The sequence below is a fragment of the Actinomycetota bacterium genome, assembly GCA_030650795.1.
Taxonomy (GTDB): domain Bacteria; phylum Actinomycetota; class Actinomycetes; order S36-B12; family S36-B12; genus UBA11398.
Genome location: JAUSDJ010000017.1, coordinates 266,635 through 286,030, shown reverse-complemented (window position 1 = coordinate 286,030; position 19,396 = coordinate 266,635). Strand labels below are relative to the sequence as shown.

At 59.7% G+C, this 19,396-nt stretch carries 12 protein-coding genes; 8 read left to right on the top strand and 4 right to left on the bottom strand.

Annotation, left to right across the window (positions count from 1 at the left end):
• Positions 1-71: 71 nt before the first annotated feature.
• The gene (locus Q7L55_05135; protein MDO8731943.1) at positions 72-1,205 is read right to left on the bottom strand and encodes a DUF4192 domain-containing protein; all 1,134 of its coding nucleotides are present in this window, start codon (positions 1,203-1,205) and stop codon (positions 72-74) included.
• Positions 1,206-1,395: 190 nt separating this feature from the next.
• Here Q7L55_05135 and Q7L55_05130 point away from each other — a divergent pair, with 190 nt between their 5' ends.
• The 7 genes from Q7L55_05130 to brxL all read left to right on the top strand — a co-directional run bounded on the left by Q7L55_05130 (position 1,396) and on the right by brxL (position 14,473).
• Positions 1,396-1,593 (top strand): helix-turn-helix domain-containing protein, encoded by a 198-nt coding sequence (locus Q7L55_05130; GenBank protein ID MDO8731942.1) that lies wholly within the window; start codon positions 1,396-1,398, stop codon positions 1,591-1,593.
• 95 nt (positions 1,594-1,688) lie between these two features.
• Positions 1,689-2,285 carry a DUF1819 family protein gene (locus tag Q7L55_05125; GenBank protein MDO8731941.1) on the top strand — a complete coding sequence of 199 codons (597 nt, stop codon included), beginning with the start codon at positions 1,689-1,691 and terminating at the stop codon, positions 2,283-2,285.
• Positions 2,285-2,896: a DUF1788 domain-containing protein gene (locus Q7L55_05120; protein MDO8731940.1), complete on the top strand. Its 612-nt coding sequence runs from the start codon at positions 2,285-2,287 to the stop codon at positions 2,894-2,896. Before Q7L55_05125 ends, Q7L55_05120 begins: the two co-directional genes overlap by 1 nt.
• Before the next feature lie 3 nt (positions 2,897-2,899).
• Positions 2,900-6,373 carry a BREX system P-loop protein BrxC gene (gene brxC, locus Q7L55_05115; protein MDO8731939.1) on the top strand — a complete coding sequence of 1,158 codons (3,474 nt, stop codon included), beginning with the start codon at positions 2,900-2,902 and terminating at the stop codon, positions 6,371-6,373.
• Entirely contained in the window at positions 6,373-9,834 is a 3,462-nt protein-coding gene (gene pglX / locus Q7L55_05110; protein MDO8731938.1) for a BREX-1 system adenine-specific DNA-methyltransferase PglX, read from the top strand. Before brxC ends, pglX begins: the two co-directional genes overlap by 1 nt.
• The gene (gene pglZ, locus Q7L55_05105; GenBank protein ID MDO8731937.1) at positions 9,827-12,319 is read left to right on the top strand and encodes a BREX-1 system phosphatase PglZ type A; all 2,493 of its coding nucleotides are present in this window, start codon (positions 9,827-9,829) and stop codon (positions 12,317-12,319) included. Before pglX ends, pglZ begins: the two co-directional genes overlap by 8 nt.
• 12 nt (positions 12,320-12,331) lie before the next feature.
• A complete protein-coding gene (brxL, locus tag Q7L55_05100) occupies positions 12,332-14,473 on the top strand; it encodes a BREX system Lon protease-like protein BrxL (protein MDO8731936.1) in 2,142 nt (713 codons plus the stop codon).
• 6 nt (positions 14,474-14,479) lie between these two features.
• Here brxL and Q7L55_05095 read toward each other — a convergent pair whose 3' ends face one another.
• From Q7L55_05095 to Q7L55_05085, 3 genes are read right to left on the bottom strand one after another with little or no spacing between them, the layout of a single operon-like run.
• Positions 14,480-14,698 carry a hypothetical protein gene (locus Q7L55_05095; GenBank protein ID MDO8731935.1) on the bottom strand — a complete coding sequence of 73 codons (219 nt, stop codon included), beginning with the start codon at positions 14,696-14,698 and terminating at the stop codon, positions 14,480-14,482.
• A gap of 49 nt (positions 14,699-14,747) precedes the next feature.
• The gene (locus Q7L55_05090; GenBank protein MDO8731934.1) at positions 14,748-15,467 is read right to left on the bottom strand and encodes a hypothetical protein; all 720 of its coding nucleotides are present in this window, start codon (positions 15,465-15,467) and stop codon (positions 14,748-14,750) included.
• Positions 15,458-15,745, bottom strand: coding sequence for a hypothetical protein (locus Q7L55_05085; protein MDO8731933.1), 288 nt, complete (start codon positions 15,743-15,745; stop codon positions 15,458-15,460). Before Q7L55_05085 ends, Q7L55_05090 begins: the two co-directional genes overlap by 10 nt.
• Positions 15,746-16,196: 451 nt before the next feature.
• Here Q7L55_05085 and Q7L55_05080 point away from each other — a divergent pair, with 451 nt between their 5' ends.
• Positions 16,197-19,364: an AAA family ATPase gene (locus Q7L55_05080; protein MDO8731932.1), complete on the top strand. Its 3,168-nt coding sequence runs from the start codon at positions 16,197-16,199 to the stop codon at positions 19,362-19,364.
• Positions 19,365-19,396 lie beyond the last annotated feature (32 nt).

Below are 19,396 nucleotides of genomic sequence, written 5' to 3'. Positions count from 1 at the left end.
ATCAGGAAATTATTCGGGCAGCGGGGGCGCGACGCATGGAGCGCTGCGCTGGACGTGCTCACGCGGAAAGGTCAGATGGCCAAGGTTGGGCCGGACGCGGTCATCGGCATCGACGGTGATCGCCGCACAGACCAGGCCTGGGGCGGAGCAGAGTTCCCGTGGCGGCAGCTGGTCCGATCCAGTTGCTGCATGACTTCGGTCCACGATGACGGCGGCAGAGCGCGACCGATTGCCGTACTGACCATCGAGGCCAGCGAGTAGTTCGGGTCATCGTCGGCTGCCCGGTCCAGGCAGGCGTTCGCGCGGGCTCCGTCGCCGCGGGTCCAGTGCTGAATGGCCAGCGTTGTTGCGACCGGCGCGACATAGCCGTCTGGGGCGCTGCGCAGTGCCGCGTTCAGTCCGGACATGGTGTTGGTCGAGTCAGTGCTGTCGTGGGCCATTTCCCACAGCGCGGTGTCGCGCACGCGGATGTCCTGCAGGCCGGCGGTGACCGCCGCGATGGTCTGAGGTGACGGGGCCGGATCCTGGCGCAGGCCGGCGATCTGGCCGATGGCCTCATCGCGCCACCCCTCCACATCGCCGGAGGGGGCCGCATGCGCCGGGATCAGCTCAGCCACGCGTTCGATCGAAGTTGAATCCGGGGCGACCTCATCCCGGAGGGCCTGTCGAGACGGGGCCATCGCCGCGCCGGCCCCGGCGAACTCCGCGGCAATCATCGTGCGCAACTCATCTGCGATCGGCGCCCCTTCGATGGGGCAGCACGCGGGGTTCTGGCAGCCATACGACCAGCGCGAGGCCCCATCGGTATACAGCGCGTCCTTGACCCACAGGTCACGCTCGTCCAAGGCCTCAACCAGCTGGTCGACCAGGCCAGTGGCTGGCAGCACATCGGTACGGGCCGGGTTCTCATCCCCGAAGACCGCGACAATCACCGAGGTCGAGCCACTTGCCGCCATGGGATCGGTGGCGGCCTGAGCGAGGTCAGCCAGCTGTAAAGCGGTCAAGTCTGTACCTGGGCGATCGAACCGCTGGGTCAGCCGAATCGTCTCACGCCCTGAGCCATCATCGGCCAGACCAACCAGGACGACGGAATCGCGGGGAGGAAAGCCCAGCAGGTGCGGAATGGCCGCGAGGAACGCATCAGGGCTGGACAAGGTCAGCCGCTCAGGGACACCCGTTGGGGCAGTTGTGCGGGGATCGGACATGGTCACGCCTCTCGGTCAGGACCGCGCCAATCGCGATCTCTACCCTGTCAACGGTGTGACCCCCTCGGTACCTCGCAAGTTCGCTGACTCGTGGAGGAAGCCTTCACGAAACAATGCTAGACCCGGCAAGACAGGACTAGAATCTGGTTTGCTCGCCTCGAAAGCGGGCAGTCCTAGGAGGTTCATTCGAGTGTCCGAGCCTTGGATGTCCGCCGAAGACATCGCCGTTCACTTAGGCGTCACAAAGGACACTGTCTACTCCTGGATCGTGGACAAGCGGATGCCCGCGCACAAGGTGGGCCGACTTTGGAAGTTCCAAACGAGTGAGGTGGACGACTGGGTCCGGGGCGGGGGTGCTGCTTCCAGCGACGGCGCAGCGGCGGGATGACTGTATGACTCGACGGAAGGCAGCGTTGTCGTAGGCCGGTCATAGTTTGGCGGTTTCAGATCAGGGTGACGGGGGAGACAAGCGTGAGGGCGGTAATGACGAATTCGGCGGCGTATGCGCTTTCGTTTACTAGCGGTGCACTGCTCGCTGGTGAAGCGGCCGTAGTCACCCCCATATATCTCGAGGATCGTGACTGGGCGAAGACCCGCGCCCGAGTCAAAATGGAAAACCTTCTTCAAGCTCGGGTCTCGGCGTCAACCACCAGAAAACTGGGCGCACTCATCCCTCGACTCCAAGTCCTGACCGACGCAGAGCTGCAGATCGTCGCGGAAGGTACGTCCACGGAGCGGGGCCACTTGATGTGGGCGGCCGCCTGCCGCAGTTACCTCCTGATCGCTGAGTTCGCGGAGGAAGTGTTGCACGAGCGGTTCCTCACACTGGTCGGCACACTCGCATACGAGGACTACGACTCGTTCTATCGCTCCAAGGCCATGTGGCACGGTGAACTCGACGAGGTCACTGATCTCTCTTACAAGAAGCTCCGCCAGGTGCTCTTCAAGATGATGGTCGAAGCCGGTCTGCTGACTAAGCAAGGCGATATCGAGCCCGTCCTGCTCTCAACCCGCGTCGCGGAGTGCCTCAATCAGCGCACCCCTAGCGACATCCGGTTCTTCCCGTCGAGGGTGGCGTGATGAGTGTGCGAGCCAAGACCACGCTGACCCAGCAGGAGGAGCACCTGTTCAAGGTGCTCAGCAGCGAGCGCTTCCTCAAGATGGAGGGGCTGGGCAACGAGGTCGCCCACTTCATCTATGACTACGACCAGACTTGGGCGCTCGACGTTGCTCAGGCCAAGAGGCGCATCAAGACCAAGCTCGAAACCGAAGTAGGCATCAAGGTCTTCGAGATCAATCTTTACGACCTCAGCGTCGAACTTCTCAAAGAGCGCAACGTCTGGGATCGCGTAATCGCAGCCGAGCCAACGATGGACAAGCGTGACTTCCTCAAGATGCTCCAGAACATGCTCGACCCCCAGATTCATCTCGCCCCAGCCATCAAGTCCCGCATAGACGGCGAGACCTTCGACATCCTCTTCCTCACCGGCATCGGGGAAGTCTTTCCGTTCATACGCTCACACACGGTGCTCAATAACCTGCAAACCGTCGTCTCCGACGCGCCAATGCTGATGTTCTTCCCCGGCAGGTACGACGTGTCCACCACGCAGGGCTCTTCGCTAGTCCTCTTCGGCCAACTCAAGGACGACTCCTTTTACCGCGCGAAGCGCATCCTCGATCAGGAAGCTTGACATATGAGACTCAACGAGATCTTCCGCAAAGACGTCACCCGCTCCATCGAGGGCGTGGTCAAGGCCGACGACTTTGATCACCTGGGGATCGAGGTCGAGGAGTACGTCCTCACAAACGACGCGGCCAAGGGCGTGGCCCCGCTGCTGGAGGAGTACTCCAACTACACGAACGCAAACGGCGTCTGGATCTCGGGCTTCTTCGGTTCCGGCAAGTCGCACCTCTTGAAGATGCTCGCCCACCTGCTCGGCGACGTGGAAGGTCAGGAATTTCCGCGGTCTCAAGTGAGTGACAGCTTCATGGGTAAGACCGACGACGCGATGCTCATCGCCGCGCTGAAGAAGGCCGCGGCGATCCCCGCCAAGAGCCTGCTGTTCAACATCGATCAGAAGGCGAACCTGATCGCCAAGGACCAGACGGACGCCTTGCTCAAGGTCTTCGTCAAGGTCTTCGACGAGAGTCGCGGCTACTTTGGAAACGACGGCGCGGTAGCGCGCTTCGAGGAAGATCTTGACAAGCGCGATCAGTACGACGAGTTCAAGACCGCATTCCGGAAGCACGCGGGCATCGACTGGACACAAGGCCGCGAGCAAACAGCTCTCGAAGCGCACAACGTCGACAAGGCGTTTGCCGAGGTCAACGGCGAAGCAAACCCCGGCATCATCGGCCAGTACCAAGCCTCGTATGCCGTATCGATCGAAGACTTCGCCGACTCGGTCAAAGCGTGGATTGACACGCAGGAGGCGGGCTACCGCCTCAATTTTTTCGTTGACGAGGTTGGCCAGTTCGTAGCTGACGACGTGAAACTCATGCTCAATCTTCAGACCATTGCCGAGTCTCTCAACACGAAGTGCAAGGGGCAGTCGTGGGTCTTCGTTACCTCGCAGGAGGATATGGAGAAGGTGATCGGTGACCAGACCCGTCAGCAGGAAAACGACTTCTCGAAGATTCAGGCCCGCTTCAGGATTCGCGTGAAGCTCACCAGCGCCGATGTCGAAGAAGTCATTAGTAAACGACTCTTAGAGAAGAACGATGCAGGCTCCGTCGAACTCAAGGCCATCCACGCCGAGGAGGCCGCGAACTTCAAGACGATATTCGACTTCGTTGACGGCGCGAAGACGTATCGCAACTACGTTGATGAAAGCCACTTCATTGGGACTTACCCCTTCGTGACTTATCAGATTCCGATGTTCCAGGCATCTATTGAGGGATTGTCCGATCACAACATGTTCGAGGGGCGAAACAGTTCGGTAGGTGAGCGCTCAATGCTCGGTGTGGTCCAAGAGGTTGCCAAGCGCATCGGCGGCGAACAGGTGGGCTATTTAGCCACGTTCGATCAGATGTTCTCCGGCATTAGCGCTGCGCTCAAGGCGGCAGCGCAGAGTGCCATTCTCCAGGCCGAAAGGCACCTGCCTGACCCCACATCCGACGTCACGATTCTCGCGAACCGCCTGCTCAAGGCCTTGTTTCTCGTGAAGTATGTCGACAACTTCAAGGCCACGCCTCGCAACCTAACCGTGCTGGTATATGACCGCTTCGGTCTCGACCTCAAGGCCCTGGGCGACCAGGTGCAAGAGGCGCTCAACCTGCTGGAGACACAGTCCTACGCGCAGCGAAATGGAAACGTCTACGACTACCTCACCAACGAGGAGCAGGAAATCGAGAAGGAGATTAAGGCGGTCGATATCGACTCCTCCGAACTCTCTAGCAAGCTCTTCAAGTACCTCTCGTCCGACATCTTCAAGACGAACAAGCTCAAATACACCAAGAATCAGCAGGACTTCGCGTTCGGGTACAAGCTCGACGACATCGTTCAGGGCAACCAGCGTGAGCTCACCGTCCATTTCATTACGCCGGAGACGAGCTACACAGACGACGAGATCAAGATGCAGGGCGCGGGCAAGGATGAGCTACGCGTGTTCCTCGGTCGCGACAAGCGGCTGCTGTCAGACCTTCGTCTGCTACTGAAGACCGAGAAGTACACCAAGCAACGCACCAACTCGGGCGCAACTCCGACAATGCAGGCGATCCTGCAGTCAAAGCAGCTGCTCAATGCCGACCGCGAGAAGGAACTCATCGAGCGCCTTCGCCAAGCCGTTGGTAAGGCCCAGCTCTTCATCAACGCTGCCGAAGTTAAGTCCAGTTCGCAGGATGCCCAAACGCGGGTGTCCGACGGCTTCCAAGAACTCGTCAGCCGCACGTATACGAACCTCAGCCTGCTCGGTGGCAAGGTTTTCACCGAGCAGCAGGTCGCAGGTGCAGTTCAAAACGACCAAGGCCTGTTCGGGTCGGAGAACCTGACCGTGCTCGCCTCACCTGGCACCGAAGTGGAATCGTGGATCGTCTCCCAGACCAATCTCGGTGAGCAGGTGACGGTCAAGAAGATCGTCGGGCGCTTCGAGACAAAGCCCTATGGCTGGGACCTCGGCTCTATCGAGGTTGTGCTGGGTTGGCTCGTAGGCAACGGCAAGGTCACCCTCAGCGTTGATGCAAACCCTGTGGTGCGCACTGAGGCCGCAGTCCTGATTCGCAACACTGCCAAGCAGCAGCACACCATCGTTGCCCCCCAGAAGGTCTATGACGAGACCAAGATGGCAGCGTTCAAGAAGTTCTGCACGGACTTCTTCGACGAGGGCGGCGTGCCGAGCGACCCTACGGAGTTGGCTCGATTCGGGAAGGACAAGCTCGCAGCCAAACGCGAAGAACTCAATGCGCTGGTGAGCACCAGTCGGTATCCGTTCGTCAGCCAACTCGCCGGTGTTGTCACACTGCTCGACCACGTCATAGGAAAGCCCGCCGACTGGTACCTCGGTCAGTTCGACAGTGCCGATCAGCTTGTGGATGCCAAGGAGAACTTGGTCGACCCGATCAGAGCCTTCCTCAAGGGTCAGCAGGGCAAGATTTTCGACGATGCGCAAAGTCTGCTAAACACCAACAGCGGCAACCTGAGCTACGTCCCGGACGGCACTGCCGAAGACGTCAACGCTCTGCTTGCAGACCCCAACGCCTTCCGCGGCAACAAGATGAACCAGCTCAAGGCGGCATCCGACACTCTCAAGGGACTCCTCGACAGCAAGGTCAGTGAGTCCCGAGCCACGGTTAGGACAACAGTCGCCGTCAAGTTCACCGGCCTCCAGTCCCAGTCCTTCTACAAGGCGGCAACGGAGGCCGCGCAGAAAGCGGCGGTCGACAGCGTGAACCACTTGCTCGCTGGGCTCGACAACGAGAGTCTCATCGCGGTCATCCAGCAAACCGGCACGAACTTCGAGTCGAACGTATACCCCGGCATCATCGACCAGCTCACCCAATCCACCTCTTCAAAGGACGCACCCCAGAAGCCCACGGTCGCAGTTACCACCGTCAAGGCAGTAGGTGGGCCGACCATTATTGAAACCGAATCTGACGTGGATGCGTACCTCGCGTCGCTCCGTACTGCCCTGGTGCAGACGATCAATGGCGGAAAGCGAATCTCGAACTGATGGAGACTGCACCGCTTAAGTCCTTTGCTACGTCGGCTCGGACTGAATTGATCCGAGAAGTCACGGCGCGGATCGTCGCGGTGGTCGCGCAAGGTTCTCCAGAGCGCGTGGAGCAAGCCGGGACCGTCGCTTCTCTGGAGAGGGAAGTCGCGGCCGCTGGAGGGGGAGACGTCGGCAGGAAGCATGTGGCCGACAAGGTCGCATACGTCTGGTTCAACCGCATCATCGCGCTGAGATTCATGGACGCCAACGGTTACACCGGCATCGGTGTGGTGTCGCCCGCGATAGACCAGATCGGTCAGCCCGAGGTTCTTGCTGCTGCCAAGCGCGATCAAGTTGACAAGATTGTTGTCACCAAGGCGGCAGACGTCACTGCAATCAGGGGCCTACTCAACGACACTCGTCGGCCTCGGCAGGGCGTTGATGCTCAAGCGGAGGCGTACGCGCTCCTGCTCGCGGATTACTGCCGCTACTGGAACCGGGCAATGCCGTTCATGTTCGAGCGCGAAGGCGACTTCACTGAGCTGCTGATTCCAGGGAATTTGTTGGCTGATGATTCGGTGCGCAGCCGGGCGGTGGCGGTGTTGACGCCCGAGGTGTGCCGCGACGTTGAGGTCATTGGTTGGCTGTACCAGTTCTATGTTGCCGAGCGTAAAGATGAGGTTTTCGCGGGGTTTAAACAGGGCAAGAAGGCTGGTGCTGCGGAGATCCCGGCGGCAACGCAGTTGTTCACTCCCCATTGGATTGTCCGGTACCTGGTTGAGAACTCCCTTGGTCGTCTTTGGATGTTGAACCATCCTGAGTCTGCGCTGGTGGATCAGATGGACTACTACATCGCCCCGGTTGATGAAGAGACCGATTTTCTCCGCATCACCAGGCCAGAGGAGTTGAAGATCATCGACCCGGCTTGCGGGTCTGGTCACATGCTCACGTACGCCTTTGATCTGCTGTACGCGATCTATCAGGAGGCCGGTTACGCACCCGCCGACATCCCCAGCTTGATCTTGGGCAACAACTTGTTCGGGGTTGAGATCGACCAGCGGGCCGGTTCTTTGGCCGCGTTCGCGCTAGCGATGAAAGCCCGCGCCAAGCAACGCACGTTCTTCAACACCGGCACCCAACCCAACATTTGCGTCCTGCAGAACGTCCATTTCACCACCGACGAATTGGATGAGCTTGTCACGCGTGGGGGAGACCGGTTCGTTGAAGAAGACTTCTGGCAGGCCTTCGAACACGCCGACACTTTCGGATCCCTGATTCAGCCAAACGAAGTCCTCATTCCTGAACTTCGGGCGCATGTTCAAGCATCGATCCATTCAGACCATTTACTGAACCAGCGACTCGTCGACAACGCCAACACGGTCTTGACTCAAAGCGAATACCTGTCCCAGCGCTACCACATCGTCGTTGCAAACCCTCCGTACATGAGCAGCAAGAACCTAAATGCACTGCTCGCGGGTTGGTTGCAGGTTAACTTTGCCGAGTATAAATCGGATCTCTTTGCAGCATACGTATCGCGAGGCGTGACGTTCCTTTTGACGCAGGGGCATTGTGGCCTGATGACTCCATTCGTGTGGATGTTCATCGCTATGTATGAGCCCTTGCGCAAACTCGTACTAAGCGAGTTGTCATTGACATCGCTCGTGCAGTTGGAGTACTCCGGGTTCGAGGGTGCCACGGTTCCGATCTGTGCATTCACGATGTGTAAGGATGAAACGGACCGCCAGGCAACCTTCATTCGGCTCGCGGACTTCAAGGGCGCAACTAGCCAAGCCCCGAAGGCTCTAGAAGCTATTCGGAACCCAGATTGCGGGTGGGCGTTTCGAAGCCGCCCACGAAGGTTGCTGAAGTTGCCAGGTTGCCCAATTGCCTATTGGGCAACTGAGAGGGACTACCAAGTGTTCGAGTCGTTTCTGACCCTGAGTGATGCGATGGCAACGCGAGAAGGTATGACCACGGGCAACAATGGCCTATTCCTGCGACGTTGGTTTGAAGTCTCCACAGCGGGAATTGGATTCGGGCTAACGGACGAAAATCAAGCAATTCAGTCGGGCAAAAGGTGGTTCCCCTACTTGAAAGGTGGAACTTTCCGAAGGTGGTATGGAAATCTTGAATACGTCGTTGACTGGGAGCAAGATGGCCGACGACCGAAGAACTATTTGGATAGCAAGACTGGTCGAGTCAGATCGCATAATTACAATGGGGTATTCGGATTGCGTCCCGGCCTGACTTGGTCGAGTGTCTCAAGTGGAAGGTTTGCTGCTCGGATGGTTCCGGGTGGGTTGATGTTTGATGCCACTGCTCCGATGGGCTTTGTCGATGATGTGACCACTCTGAAGAAGGTACTCGCACTATTAAACAGTTCTGTCGTAGACCGTTACTTAGAAATGCTCGCGCCAACTTTGCACTTCAAGTTGGGGCATGTCCTAAGTCTTCCCTACCGAGATCTGCCAGACGCACTTGTCGAATTGTCTTCCAGATGTATTCAGCTTTCGAAAGACGCTTGGGATGAGTATGAGACGTCATGGGACTTCAGGCGGCCGTCCTGGATGGCAGACGGGTCTGCTTATGAGACTGGAAAAGTAGAGCGGTCTTTCAAATCAGAACATTCCGCACGCGTACAACGACGGATGCGCTTAGATTCTGCCCAAGGCGCGATCAATCGTTTGGTTGAAGACGTATTCGCGCTCCTCGGAGAGATGCCAGCTGAGCAAGATTTGCCTTGGGACGGCGATTCTGACGCTACGTTCGAACAGCAAGTCAGCGAATTGGCAGAGGATTTGGTCTCTTTTGCGGTGGGTTGCATGTTCGGGCGGTATTCCCCTGATTCTCCGGGTTTGATTCTTGCGGATCAGGGGGCGAAGTTGCAGGACTATCTTGCGAGGATTCCAGCCCCGTGTTTCATGCCAGATGCGGACAATGTGATTCCGATTGTGGATGGTGATTGGTTCGAGGATGACATTGTTGGGCGGTTCCGAGAGTTCCTTCGGGTGTCTTTTGGTGAGGAGCATTTCGAGGAGAACTTGCTTTTTGTGACCGAGTCCCTTGGGGTGCGGGATCTTCGGGACTATTTCGTGAAGTCGTTCTATAAGGACCACGTCCAGCGATACAAGAAGCGGCCGATCTATTGGCTGTTCTCCAGCCCTAAGGGTTCCTTCAATGCACTCATCTACATGCACCGCTACACACCGTCGACCGTCTCGACGGTGCTGACGTACTTGCGAGAGTACGTGACCAAGCTCGAGTCGAGCCTGCAGCAGGCCGAAAGGGCGGGGAGCGCGAAGGAGGCGGATCGCCTGCGCAAGATAATTGTCGAGCTCAACGCGTACGAGCACGACGTGCTCTACCCGAAGGCATCCGAGAACATCGCTGTTGACCTTGACGACGGTGTGAAGACCAACTATCCGAAGTTCGGGGATGCACTCAAGAGGATCCCCGGTCTGGAGTCCTCGGATGAGTGACCTGACTTCCGTCAAAGACGCCCTGGACAAGCGACTCGCTGGGAAACGAGTCGTGTTCTGGCACGATCCGTCAGGAGAGTATGACGCTGAGGTCGACGCGCTTGACTTCGGCAACGTCAACATCATCCGGGTGCACGGCAACGAGTTCGGAGTGAAGAGCGAGCTGCTCGCCGACCACGTCACCAGACACCTTGTGTACCGTGCGGGTGAGGTGCCGGGCGGCACCGACAACTGGCTGCTGGACCTTGAGTTGGCCTATGGCGTATTCACGGCCGATAAGACGTCCATGCTCCAACAGGAACTCGGTCTCAACGACCTTGCGCTCGGCCCGGTCATTGAGCAGCACCAGAAATTCTTCGCAGCCGCCGTGCGTAAGCAGGCACTCGAGAAGTTGTTGTCGTCTGGGGACGACCCTATGAAATTGCGCGCAAAGATGTGCCAGGTGCTTGTGAAGTCCTCCGGGCACACATTGACCGATATCACTAGGGAACTCCTCGCTGAGAACGCTGAAACCAAGCACACCAAGTTCGATGATCTCGTCACCTACGGACTCGACCAATTCCTCTGGGACGGCCTCACCAACATCTACAAGTACCCCAGCGCCAATCCAACGATCGACGACTTCTTACTCTGGATGTTCAGTCGAGCCATCGAGAAGTTCGAGTCTGACACTCCAGGGCGCTACCGCAATATTCGCATCGACTTCAACAGCCTGCGCTTCGACGTTCGCAGCCAAGACATGATGGCGAAACTCGCCTCTCGGGCTGCCGACGCACTCGATATCAAGTCGAAGATCGAGCACACCGACTATTACGAGTTGGTCTCGATCACGATCTTTGAGGAGATCGACCGCAAGGTCATCGTCGACCTCGCCGCCGCCGTGGCAACCCAGGCGGTCACACCTCGCGACGTGGCCGACGTGGTGCGGCAACGTCAGGAAAGCCTTTGGACGCATAAGTACGCCAAGTTATACGCGGCTATTCAGAGCGCCTCGGAACTTCTAGCAGCTATTACCGCATTGCCTAGTTCGACTGGAGCTCTCGATATCGCATTGCAGAAGTACCAGTCGGACTGGTTCCGTATTGATCAGCAATACCGCTGGTTCACATACGCGTATCAATCTGCCGAATTCCAGCAGCCGCTTGAAGCCCTCAAGGCCGAGGTGGACAAGCAGTACGCGAATAAGTTCCTCTACGATTTCGGTGGGCTCTGGCAACAGACCCTGGAACCGGTCACTGAATGGAAATCGGCGGCACTCGCGCCCCAGGCCAAGTTCTTCGACAACCATGTCGCTCCGGTAGTCAAGGATGGACGAACCAAGGCGGTCGTCATCATCTCTGACGGTATGCGCTACGAGGTTGCGGAAGAACTAGCTTCCCTGATCCGCAACGAGGACCGTTTCGACGCATCCCTCTCGGCGGTGTTAGGAGTGTTGCCGAGTTACACCCAACTGGGGATGGCCGCGTTACTACCTCAGTCCGCGTTGGAGTTGAACCCCGAGGCGCTGCCTGTCTTGGCTGATGGGAAGCGCACTGACGGCACGGCGAACCGCGACAAGATTCTGCAGTCGGTGAAGGGCCACGCGCTTTCCGCCGCCGCTGTGCTAGCAATGCCGGGAGACGAACTGCGCGATCTCTATAAGCAGCACCAGATCTTCTACGTTTACCACGACCGCATCGACGCGGCTGGCGACAAGGCACCGACGGAGCGCACCGTCTTCGAGGCCGCTGAGGAGACTTTGCGGGAGCTGTTGCTCCTCGTGAAGAAATGGACGAACGCCAACGCGACGAACATTCTGCTGACTGCCGACCACGGCTTCCTTTATCAAGACATCCCGCTGGAGCAGTCCTACTACGTCTCTGAGACTCCGCAGGGGGATGCCGTTACTAAGACCAATCGCCGTTACGTGTTGGGCAGGGCGTTGAAGCCCTCACCGTCCTTCATGACATTCACCTCTGCGCAAGTCGGCTTGTCTGGGGACATTGACATTCAGATTCCGAAGTCAATTCATCGGATTCCGCTGCCAGGCGCTGGCACGCGATACGTGCACGGTGGCGCTTCCCTTCAGGAAATCGTCGTCCCTGTGGTCACGGTCAACAAGAAGCGCAAGAGCGACATCCGCCCCGTCGAGGTCGATCTCATGCCCGAGACCGACAAGATCACGACCGGGCAACTCACCGTGAAGCTGCTTCAGCGGGAGGCCGTGACCGACAAGATTCAGTTGCGTCAGGTTCGTCTTTGTCTCTACGTGGGTGAGACGCTGATCTCCGATCAGCCGGTGCTGGTGTTCGACAGTGACGCGGACGACCAGCGTGAGCGGTACCAGTCCGCCACGCTGTACCTCACACAAGATGCCGACGACTTCAACAACCGCGCTGTCGAGCTACGGCTGGAAGAACCCATCCCGAATACGAACCAATGGAAGGCCTTCTCAAGGGCCAACTACACCATCAAGCGCTCATTCACGACTGACTTTGACTTCTAAGGGGTGACTGAGATGACCGAACGCACCGAATCTGATGTATTCGACGACGACTATCCAGAGGGCGTTATCGATGCTCCCGTTGCGTCGAATCCACCAGTGAAGTCAGCCCTCGACCAGAAGATCAACGAATTCTTTGGAGGCGCAGTAGTTCGCAAGGACCTCGTCAAGGCTGTCAAGGGCAACGCGATCGTGCCCTCGTTTGTGTTGGAGTACCTACTCGGCCAGTACGCAGCCTCGGACGACGAGGCAACGATCCAGTCGGGAATCGAGAGCGTACGCAAGATCCTTGCCGACCACTACGTGCACCGGAACCGGGCCGAACTGGTGAAGTCGAACATTCGCGAAAAGGGCCGCTACCGCATCATTGACAAGGTGCAGGTGCAACTCAACGACAAGGAGGACACCTACGAAGCCGAGTTTGCCAACCTCGGCATCAAGCAGGTGCTGGTCTCGCCAGCGATCATCAAGAGCCATCCGAAGTTGTTGGTAGGTGGCGTGTGGTGCATCTGCGACATCGAGTACTCACACAGCGACAGTCCTCACTTCGTGCCTTGGATCCTGGGATCCATTAAGCCGATTCAACTCTCCAACTTCGACTTCGACGGATACGTAACTGCCCGTCGCCAATTCACGACGGATGAATGGATCGACCTTCTCATCCAGTCCATCGGCTTCAACCCTGAACTTTTCGGTCGCCGGGCCAAACTCATCCAGCTCGTCCGCCTGATTCCGTTCGTCGAGCGAAACTACAACCTCATCGAACTCGGCCCTAAGGGCACCGGCAAGTCACACATCTTCTCGGAATTCTCGCCCCACGGAATGCTGATCTCCGGTGGCGAAGTCACGGTTCCGAAGCTCTTCGTCAACAACTCGAACGGCCGTATCGGCTTGGTCGGCTACTGGGACGTCGTTGCGTTCGACGAGTTCGCTGGTAAGAAGAAGCGCACCGATAAAGCCCTTGTCGACATCATGAAGAACTACATGGCGAACAAGACCTTCTCCCGCGGAGTAGAGACCTTGGGAGCCGAAGCATCAATGGTGTTTGTAGGCAACACTTCCCACAACGTTCCCTTCATGTTGAAACACTCGGACCTATTCGACGAACTCCCTGAGAGCTACCACGACTCGGCATTCCTCGATCGGCTGCACTGCTACATCCCCGGGTGGGAGGTCGACACGATCCGCGGCGAGATGTTCTCTAACGGCTACGGTTTCGTCGTCGATTACATCGCAGAGGTGCTCAAGTCGATGCGCGACGCCGACTACTCCGACCGGTACCAGCAGTACTTCACTTTGGGCTCAGACATCTCCACCCGCGACCGTGACGGCATCCACAAGACGTTCTCAGGTCTGATGAAGATCTTGTATCCGCAGGGTGAGGCGGCTAAAAAGGAAATCGAGGAGATCCTGCGGTTCGCCATCGAAGGGCGCAAGAGAGTCAAGGACCAGATCCTTCGTATCGACGGCACCATGGTCAACGTGAAGTTTGGCTACTACGACAAGGGAGGCGATTGGCACGCAGTTTCGACCCTCGAGGAAGACGAGTATCCGGCGTACTACCACCAGCACCAAGCCGAGGAGTCGTCTATTAGCACCACCGACGCGGTGCTCTCGACCGGCGCTGCTCCTGCAGAGGTTGGACCGAAGACCGAGCCGTTGTTCGAGGGCCACCGCGAGTTCCAGGAGAACCAGCGCGGCGTCTCGTACGAGACCTTGCTGTTGCCGTACCTGCGCGGCGCGACCGAAATCACCATCGTCGACCCGTACGTTCGCCTGCCGCACCAGGGTCGGAACCTCGTAGACCTGCTCGCGCTTCTGGCCTCGGGCAAGGACCCGGCTGACGAGATTGCCGTGAGGCTCGTAACCAAGGAAGACAAGGGCGAGTTCCAGCAACAGCACCTCCTCATGCTCAAGGACATCCAGGATGGCGCCGCGTCGGTCGGTATCAAGTTCAACGTCGTGTGGGACGACACAGTTCACGACCGGTCGATCCGCACCGACAGTGGCTGGAAGGTGCTGCTCGGTCGCGGCCTTGACATCTTCCAGAAGGGCTCGGGGGGCCAGTTCGACGTGGCCGCACGCCGTCAGGAGTTCCGACAAGTCGTTGGCTTCGGCGTGACTTACATCCGTGACAGCGAGTCAGCGTCGCAGTAGTTGGTGCTAGGGGCTGGGCCATTCGCGCGAAATGATCCGATTGAATTCCTGCTCGACCTCCACAGGGGGCGGGTGAACCCCTGACACACTCCCTGGCTGAGTCTCGACTGGGATGCTTCGCATCGCTCGGAAAATTAACTTGCCGACGGCCACAAGCAGTGCAGTGGCCCCCACCACCGCGCCGATGACGAGCGACAGGGCGACCAGGACGATCAGCGCAATCATGGAACCTCCGTCGTGACGATCCAGGCAGAGTAGGTGTCCGGTCCGACACTCACCCGGCAGCGGATCCCATGTAGGCGCGCGTGAGGGACCAGGCGGGCCACTTGGAGTCAGCGGGCGCGCTCCACGTGACTGAGACGTGCGTCGCCTCCGGAGAGATCGCCAGGGAAGTGCCACTGGCGTTGCATGCTGAACTGGGAGAACACATGACCGTGACGTGCACACGTGCACCTGAGGACAGTGTCGGTGCGCTGATGTCAGTCACGCCGATACCAAGATGTGGCAGCTTCCAGTCATGGAGCGGGTGCGTCGCTGAGCCCTGGACTGCTGGTGCAATTGCTGTCGGCTTGGGCGCCTGTGTCGGCGGCAGGGTGGGTCTTGTCGGGGTGCTCGTTTTCGTTGCTGTCGGCTTGGTCCTATCCCGACTGCTGGGGTCCTTCGTGACTTGAGACGCCGTCGGTGTTGCCTTCGGTGCAGGGAGTGTTGGCGTGGAGGCGCTAGTCGGCGCGGTTGTTGACAAGGGCGCGTTGGGCTGCGCATCTGGCGGGGTTGCGGCGGACATCGGTGTGGCGACCCGCATCGAGGGTGTTGGGTAGGTGACCTGGATGTCGCCGAGTTCGGCCTCGGAATAGGCGGGCGATAAAGCAGCCGCTTCCGGGGTGGGGTTGATGACTCCGATGCTGGGGCTGATGACCGTCGCGGCGCCAACGACCAGGCCGCCTGCCAGGCAGGCACCAAGTGCCATGCCCAGAGTGCGCGGCGTCAGCTGCATGCCGAGTCCTCGACACGGGAGGAAATCCAGCGGCTGACCTTGATAGCCGTGGTCCCTCCGATATGCGCCGCGGTAGCGGCCGTCATGCCCGGTACCTCCATGAGCTGCTTCCACGCCTCAGCTTCGACGCGGCGAGCGTCGGTGAGATCGAGGGGGTACCGGTCTTGAGCCCTGGCGAGACGATCGCTGGCCTTGGCCTCGAGCCCGGCTCGCTTGGCCTGCGCCGCCGTGAGGTCCTTGGCGGCGATGGTCGATGCGGTCAGGAAGTCATTGTTCACGAGTGGAACTCCTTGTCGGCGCGGGCCGGTGTCGACCCGTCACTTCGTTCAACGGTGTTAGCAGGGTCGGTACCTCGCAAGTTCGCGTCGCCCTGGCCGGCGTGAATGCGAGGTACCGGGGCCCCGACACCGTTGTGAAAGCTGAGACCAAGAACTCAAGGCATCGAATCACGAGAAGCAGACCAGACCACACGACCACGAAGGACACCGAAACTATGAATATCAATCACACACCAGAGCACCACGAAGACCCCAAGGACAAGGACACAAGCCACAAGCCCACGAACACCTCCCGGGCTGGCATCCAGATGCTCCGCGCCGTCCGGCCTGCCGGATCGGGGGCCTGAAGATGGCTCGCAGCGGTCATTGCCAAATGCTCACTCACGGCGCCGATTTGGGTGCGCAGGTGGGTTACAGATTGGGCGGAATCACACCGGATAAGTCTGCCTCCGTGGCTGCCCGGGAGGCCCAAGTCGACTACCGATTGGGGTCGGAATCCGTCGACTCGAGGCAGGTCTGGTTCCTCGGCGAGGGGGTCACGGCCGCGAGGTTGGCTTATCGCCCAGGAGAGCAGCTGACGCTAGCCGACGGCCGCATTGTGCGTGACGCGATGTATGGAATTGACCGGCAAACCGGTGAGCGAGTTCGCGTACGAACGGAGCGAAATCGTCAGGCCCGTATCGCCGCGGGCCCCTACTTCTCGGTCATCAAGGAAGCCTGTGAATTGGCGGAGATTCACCCTGAAGATCTTTGGCCAAAGCGGAACCTGTCGTCGCAGTTGCGCTCCGTTGCGCGTGCTGCCGGCCGATCGAACGGCACCGTCGTGATCCGTACGGCGGAGGCTCTGCTGCGTTCGAATGAACACGCCTGGGCGATGTACTGGGCCCGGGACCGGCAGGGCTTGGAGTTCGAGCCGCCGCCCGTGCAGTTCGATCGGGAGGAGGTGATGCGTCTTCTCGGTGCACACCATCGAGCCCTCGAAGAGTCTTGCCAGCAGCAAGTATTCGACGGCAAGCCATTGGACTATTCCCTGTCAGACAAGAAGCTCGGGGAGTGGATCTGGGGTCGCGTCCTGGAGCAGTCCGAGGAGACCAGTGTCGTTGGCAACGCGGGCTACGAGCTGACCTTGACGTGCCCCAAGTCGTTCAGTGTTGCCGCCTTCGTCGCCGATCCATCCACGCGCGAGCAGTGGCTTGCCACGGTCCGCGATGCTGCCCGTCAGGCCGCAGATGGGCTGATGGCCCGGGTTGCTCACGGGCGCGCAGGGCACGAGGGCGACGGGCAGAAGTCCCTCCCGATTCGGGGTCTGGGCTACTCAGCGACGGTGTCGATCGAGTCGTACTCGCGTGAACTGGACCCACACTTGCACGGGCACGTGATGATCCCCAACCGGGTTGTGTGCGTGGATGGCGTGGAGCGCACGATGGCAACCGGGGGAGCGGACTTGGTCAATCATTCGTGGTGGTTGCAAGCTCAATTCGAGCGATGCTTGCGCCAGTTGTCGACGCAGCGAGGGCTCGTGACCGGATGGGAGTTCGACCTCGCCGACCGCCAGTGGGAGGTCATCGGCGCCGACACGGATCTCATGGCCTTCTATTCCCAGGCGCAGGCACGCGTGCACGGGGAAACCCTGGAGTCACTGCACGAGGAATCAGTCGGCGTGACTCGCGCGAGGCTTCAGGTTTTGGATTCTCGTGCCAAGCGGAAGGTCACTAGCGCCAAGGGCGAGCAGACCCTGACTTGGGGCCAGGTCCGGGCCCGGATGATCGACCGCGCTGATGAGTTCGGGATCGACCTAGGCTCTGCTTTTGGCGCCGTCCCTCTTGACTTCGCTCAGCAGCCCCGGGCCTGGGATGTGGACTTCTGGGCGCGGACGGTGGAGGAGATTGTGTGTGAGAACAAGGGCGCTGAGATCACTGCCCGCATTGAGGCCGCCGTTCGCGCGTTCGCGCCGCACGACTGGTCTGAAGAGCAGGTCCGGGCCATGTTGTCGGAGGTCGTTGCGCGTGAATTCACCACCGGGGAGGTCACTGCCCGTGGGCGAGTTGGGGTGCGCAAGCACGCCTCAAACCGCATCGCCGACGCGGAGCGCCGAGCTTGCGAGGCCTTCGCTGCAGCCTCTGAGCAGAACAAGCACGCCCTCGATCCCGAAGCAGCCCTCTTGGGTCTTGAGCAGTGGCGCGAGCTGAGCGGCTGGACACAACAGAGCCTCAGTTTCACGCCCGGACAGCTCGCTTTATTCACCCAGATGACGACCGGCCGTGACAGTGTCTCAACCGTGATCGGGGCAGCTGGCTCGGGTAAGACCACGGCAATCGACGCGGCCAGGACTGTTCTGGCCGCACGTGGCCAGCGCGTCTACGGGGTGTGCGTCGCCGCGATTGCGGCACAGGCCTTGCGCGACACCGCCGGCGTTCAGGCGGGCACGGTCACCTGGCTCACCATGCGCATCAACTTCGCTCGAGATCCGCAAGACCCGATCCGGATCAAGGCAGACGAACTCGCGCGTTCTGGGCGTCGACGAGAGCGAGCACTGGCGCAACGAATATGCACACGCTTCTCCTTGCCCCAGATGGATCATCTCGTCATCGACGAGGCCTCCATGATCCCGGCAACCGACATGGCCACGGTTCTGGAATGGGCTGCCGACAACGACATCACCGTCACCCTCATCGGCGATCACCGCCAACTCCAACCGGTCGGACCCTCCGGCCTCTTCCGGCAATTTCACGAATCCCGACCTGGCGCTGAACTCGTCGAAAACCTCCGTCAACGCACCGACGTCGGCCGAGAATGCGCAGCCTTCCTACGCGACGGTGACCCCGAGCAGGCCCTGCTCAAGCTCGCAGATGCCGGGCAACTTGTCGTCGTTGCGAGCCAGACCGAAGCCGAGCGTGTCCTCATCTCAGCCTGGGCTGAGCGCGCCGAGGGCTGTCCGGAGCCACTGGAACGACTCCATGCAACTGGACTGGAATCAGACCGCAATGACCAAGTCGAGATTCTCAACACTCTGGCTCGGGTCGAAGCACGAAACCGCGGCTGGATCACCGGCGGCGATGTCATCTTCCGCGACCGAGGCCTTACTAGAAGCATCGCTATCGGGGACCAGATCGTGATCACGAAGAACATCACCCGAGGCCAAAACCGATCCCTGTCCAATGGCACCCGAGCAGTGGTCGCCTCAGTCGACGACAAGGGCATCGAGATCGCGTACCGCGACGGCGACAAGGTCTGCACGAGTCATCTGACGGCGCTGCAGGTCATGCGCAACGCGCGCCATGGGTACGCCATGACCACGCACAAACTCCAAGGCCAGACCGTGGACTCGCTGGTGATCGACGTCGGTCCGGACCGCGACATGTCCAGCGCCTATGTCGCCTTCACCCGCCATCGAAACGACGTGCTTGCGGTGGTGAATATCGCGGACATCGCCGACGGAGAGCAAGCCGCCGCCCTGATGGCGGCCGGACCTGATGCCCGCCGTGACGCGGTCATTGCCATGACTGCCGAGCGCATGTCCCAACGCGGATTCATCGAGCAGCCCACCGCGCACGCTGCCCTACGGCGTCCCCTCCCGCTGAGCCCGCGCCCCGACCAAGGCTTGGGCATGGCGGGATGATCCCAACGAATGCAGTCATTCAGTGTGGTTGT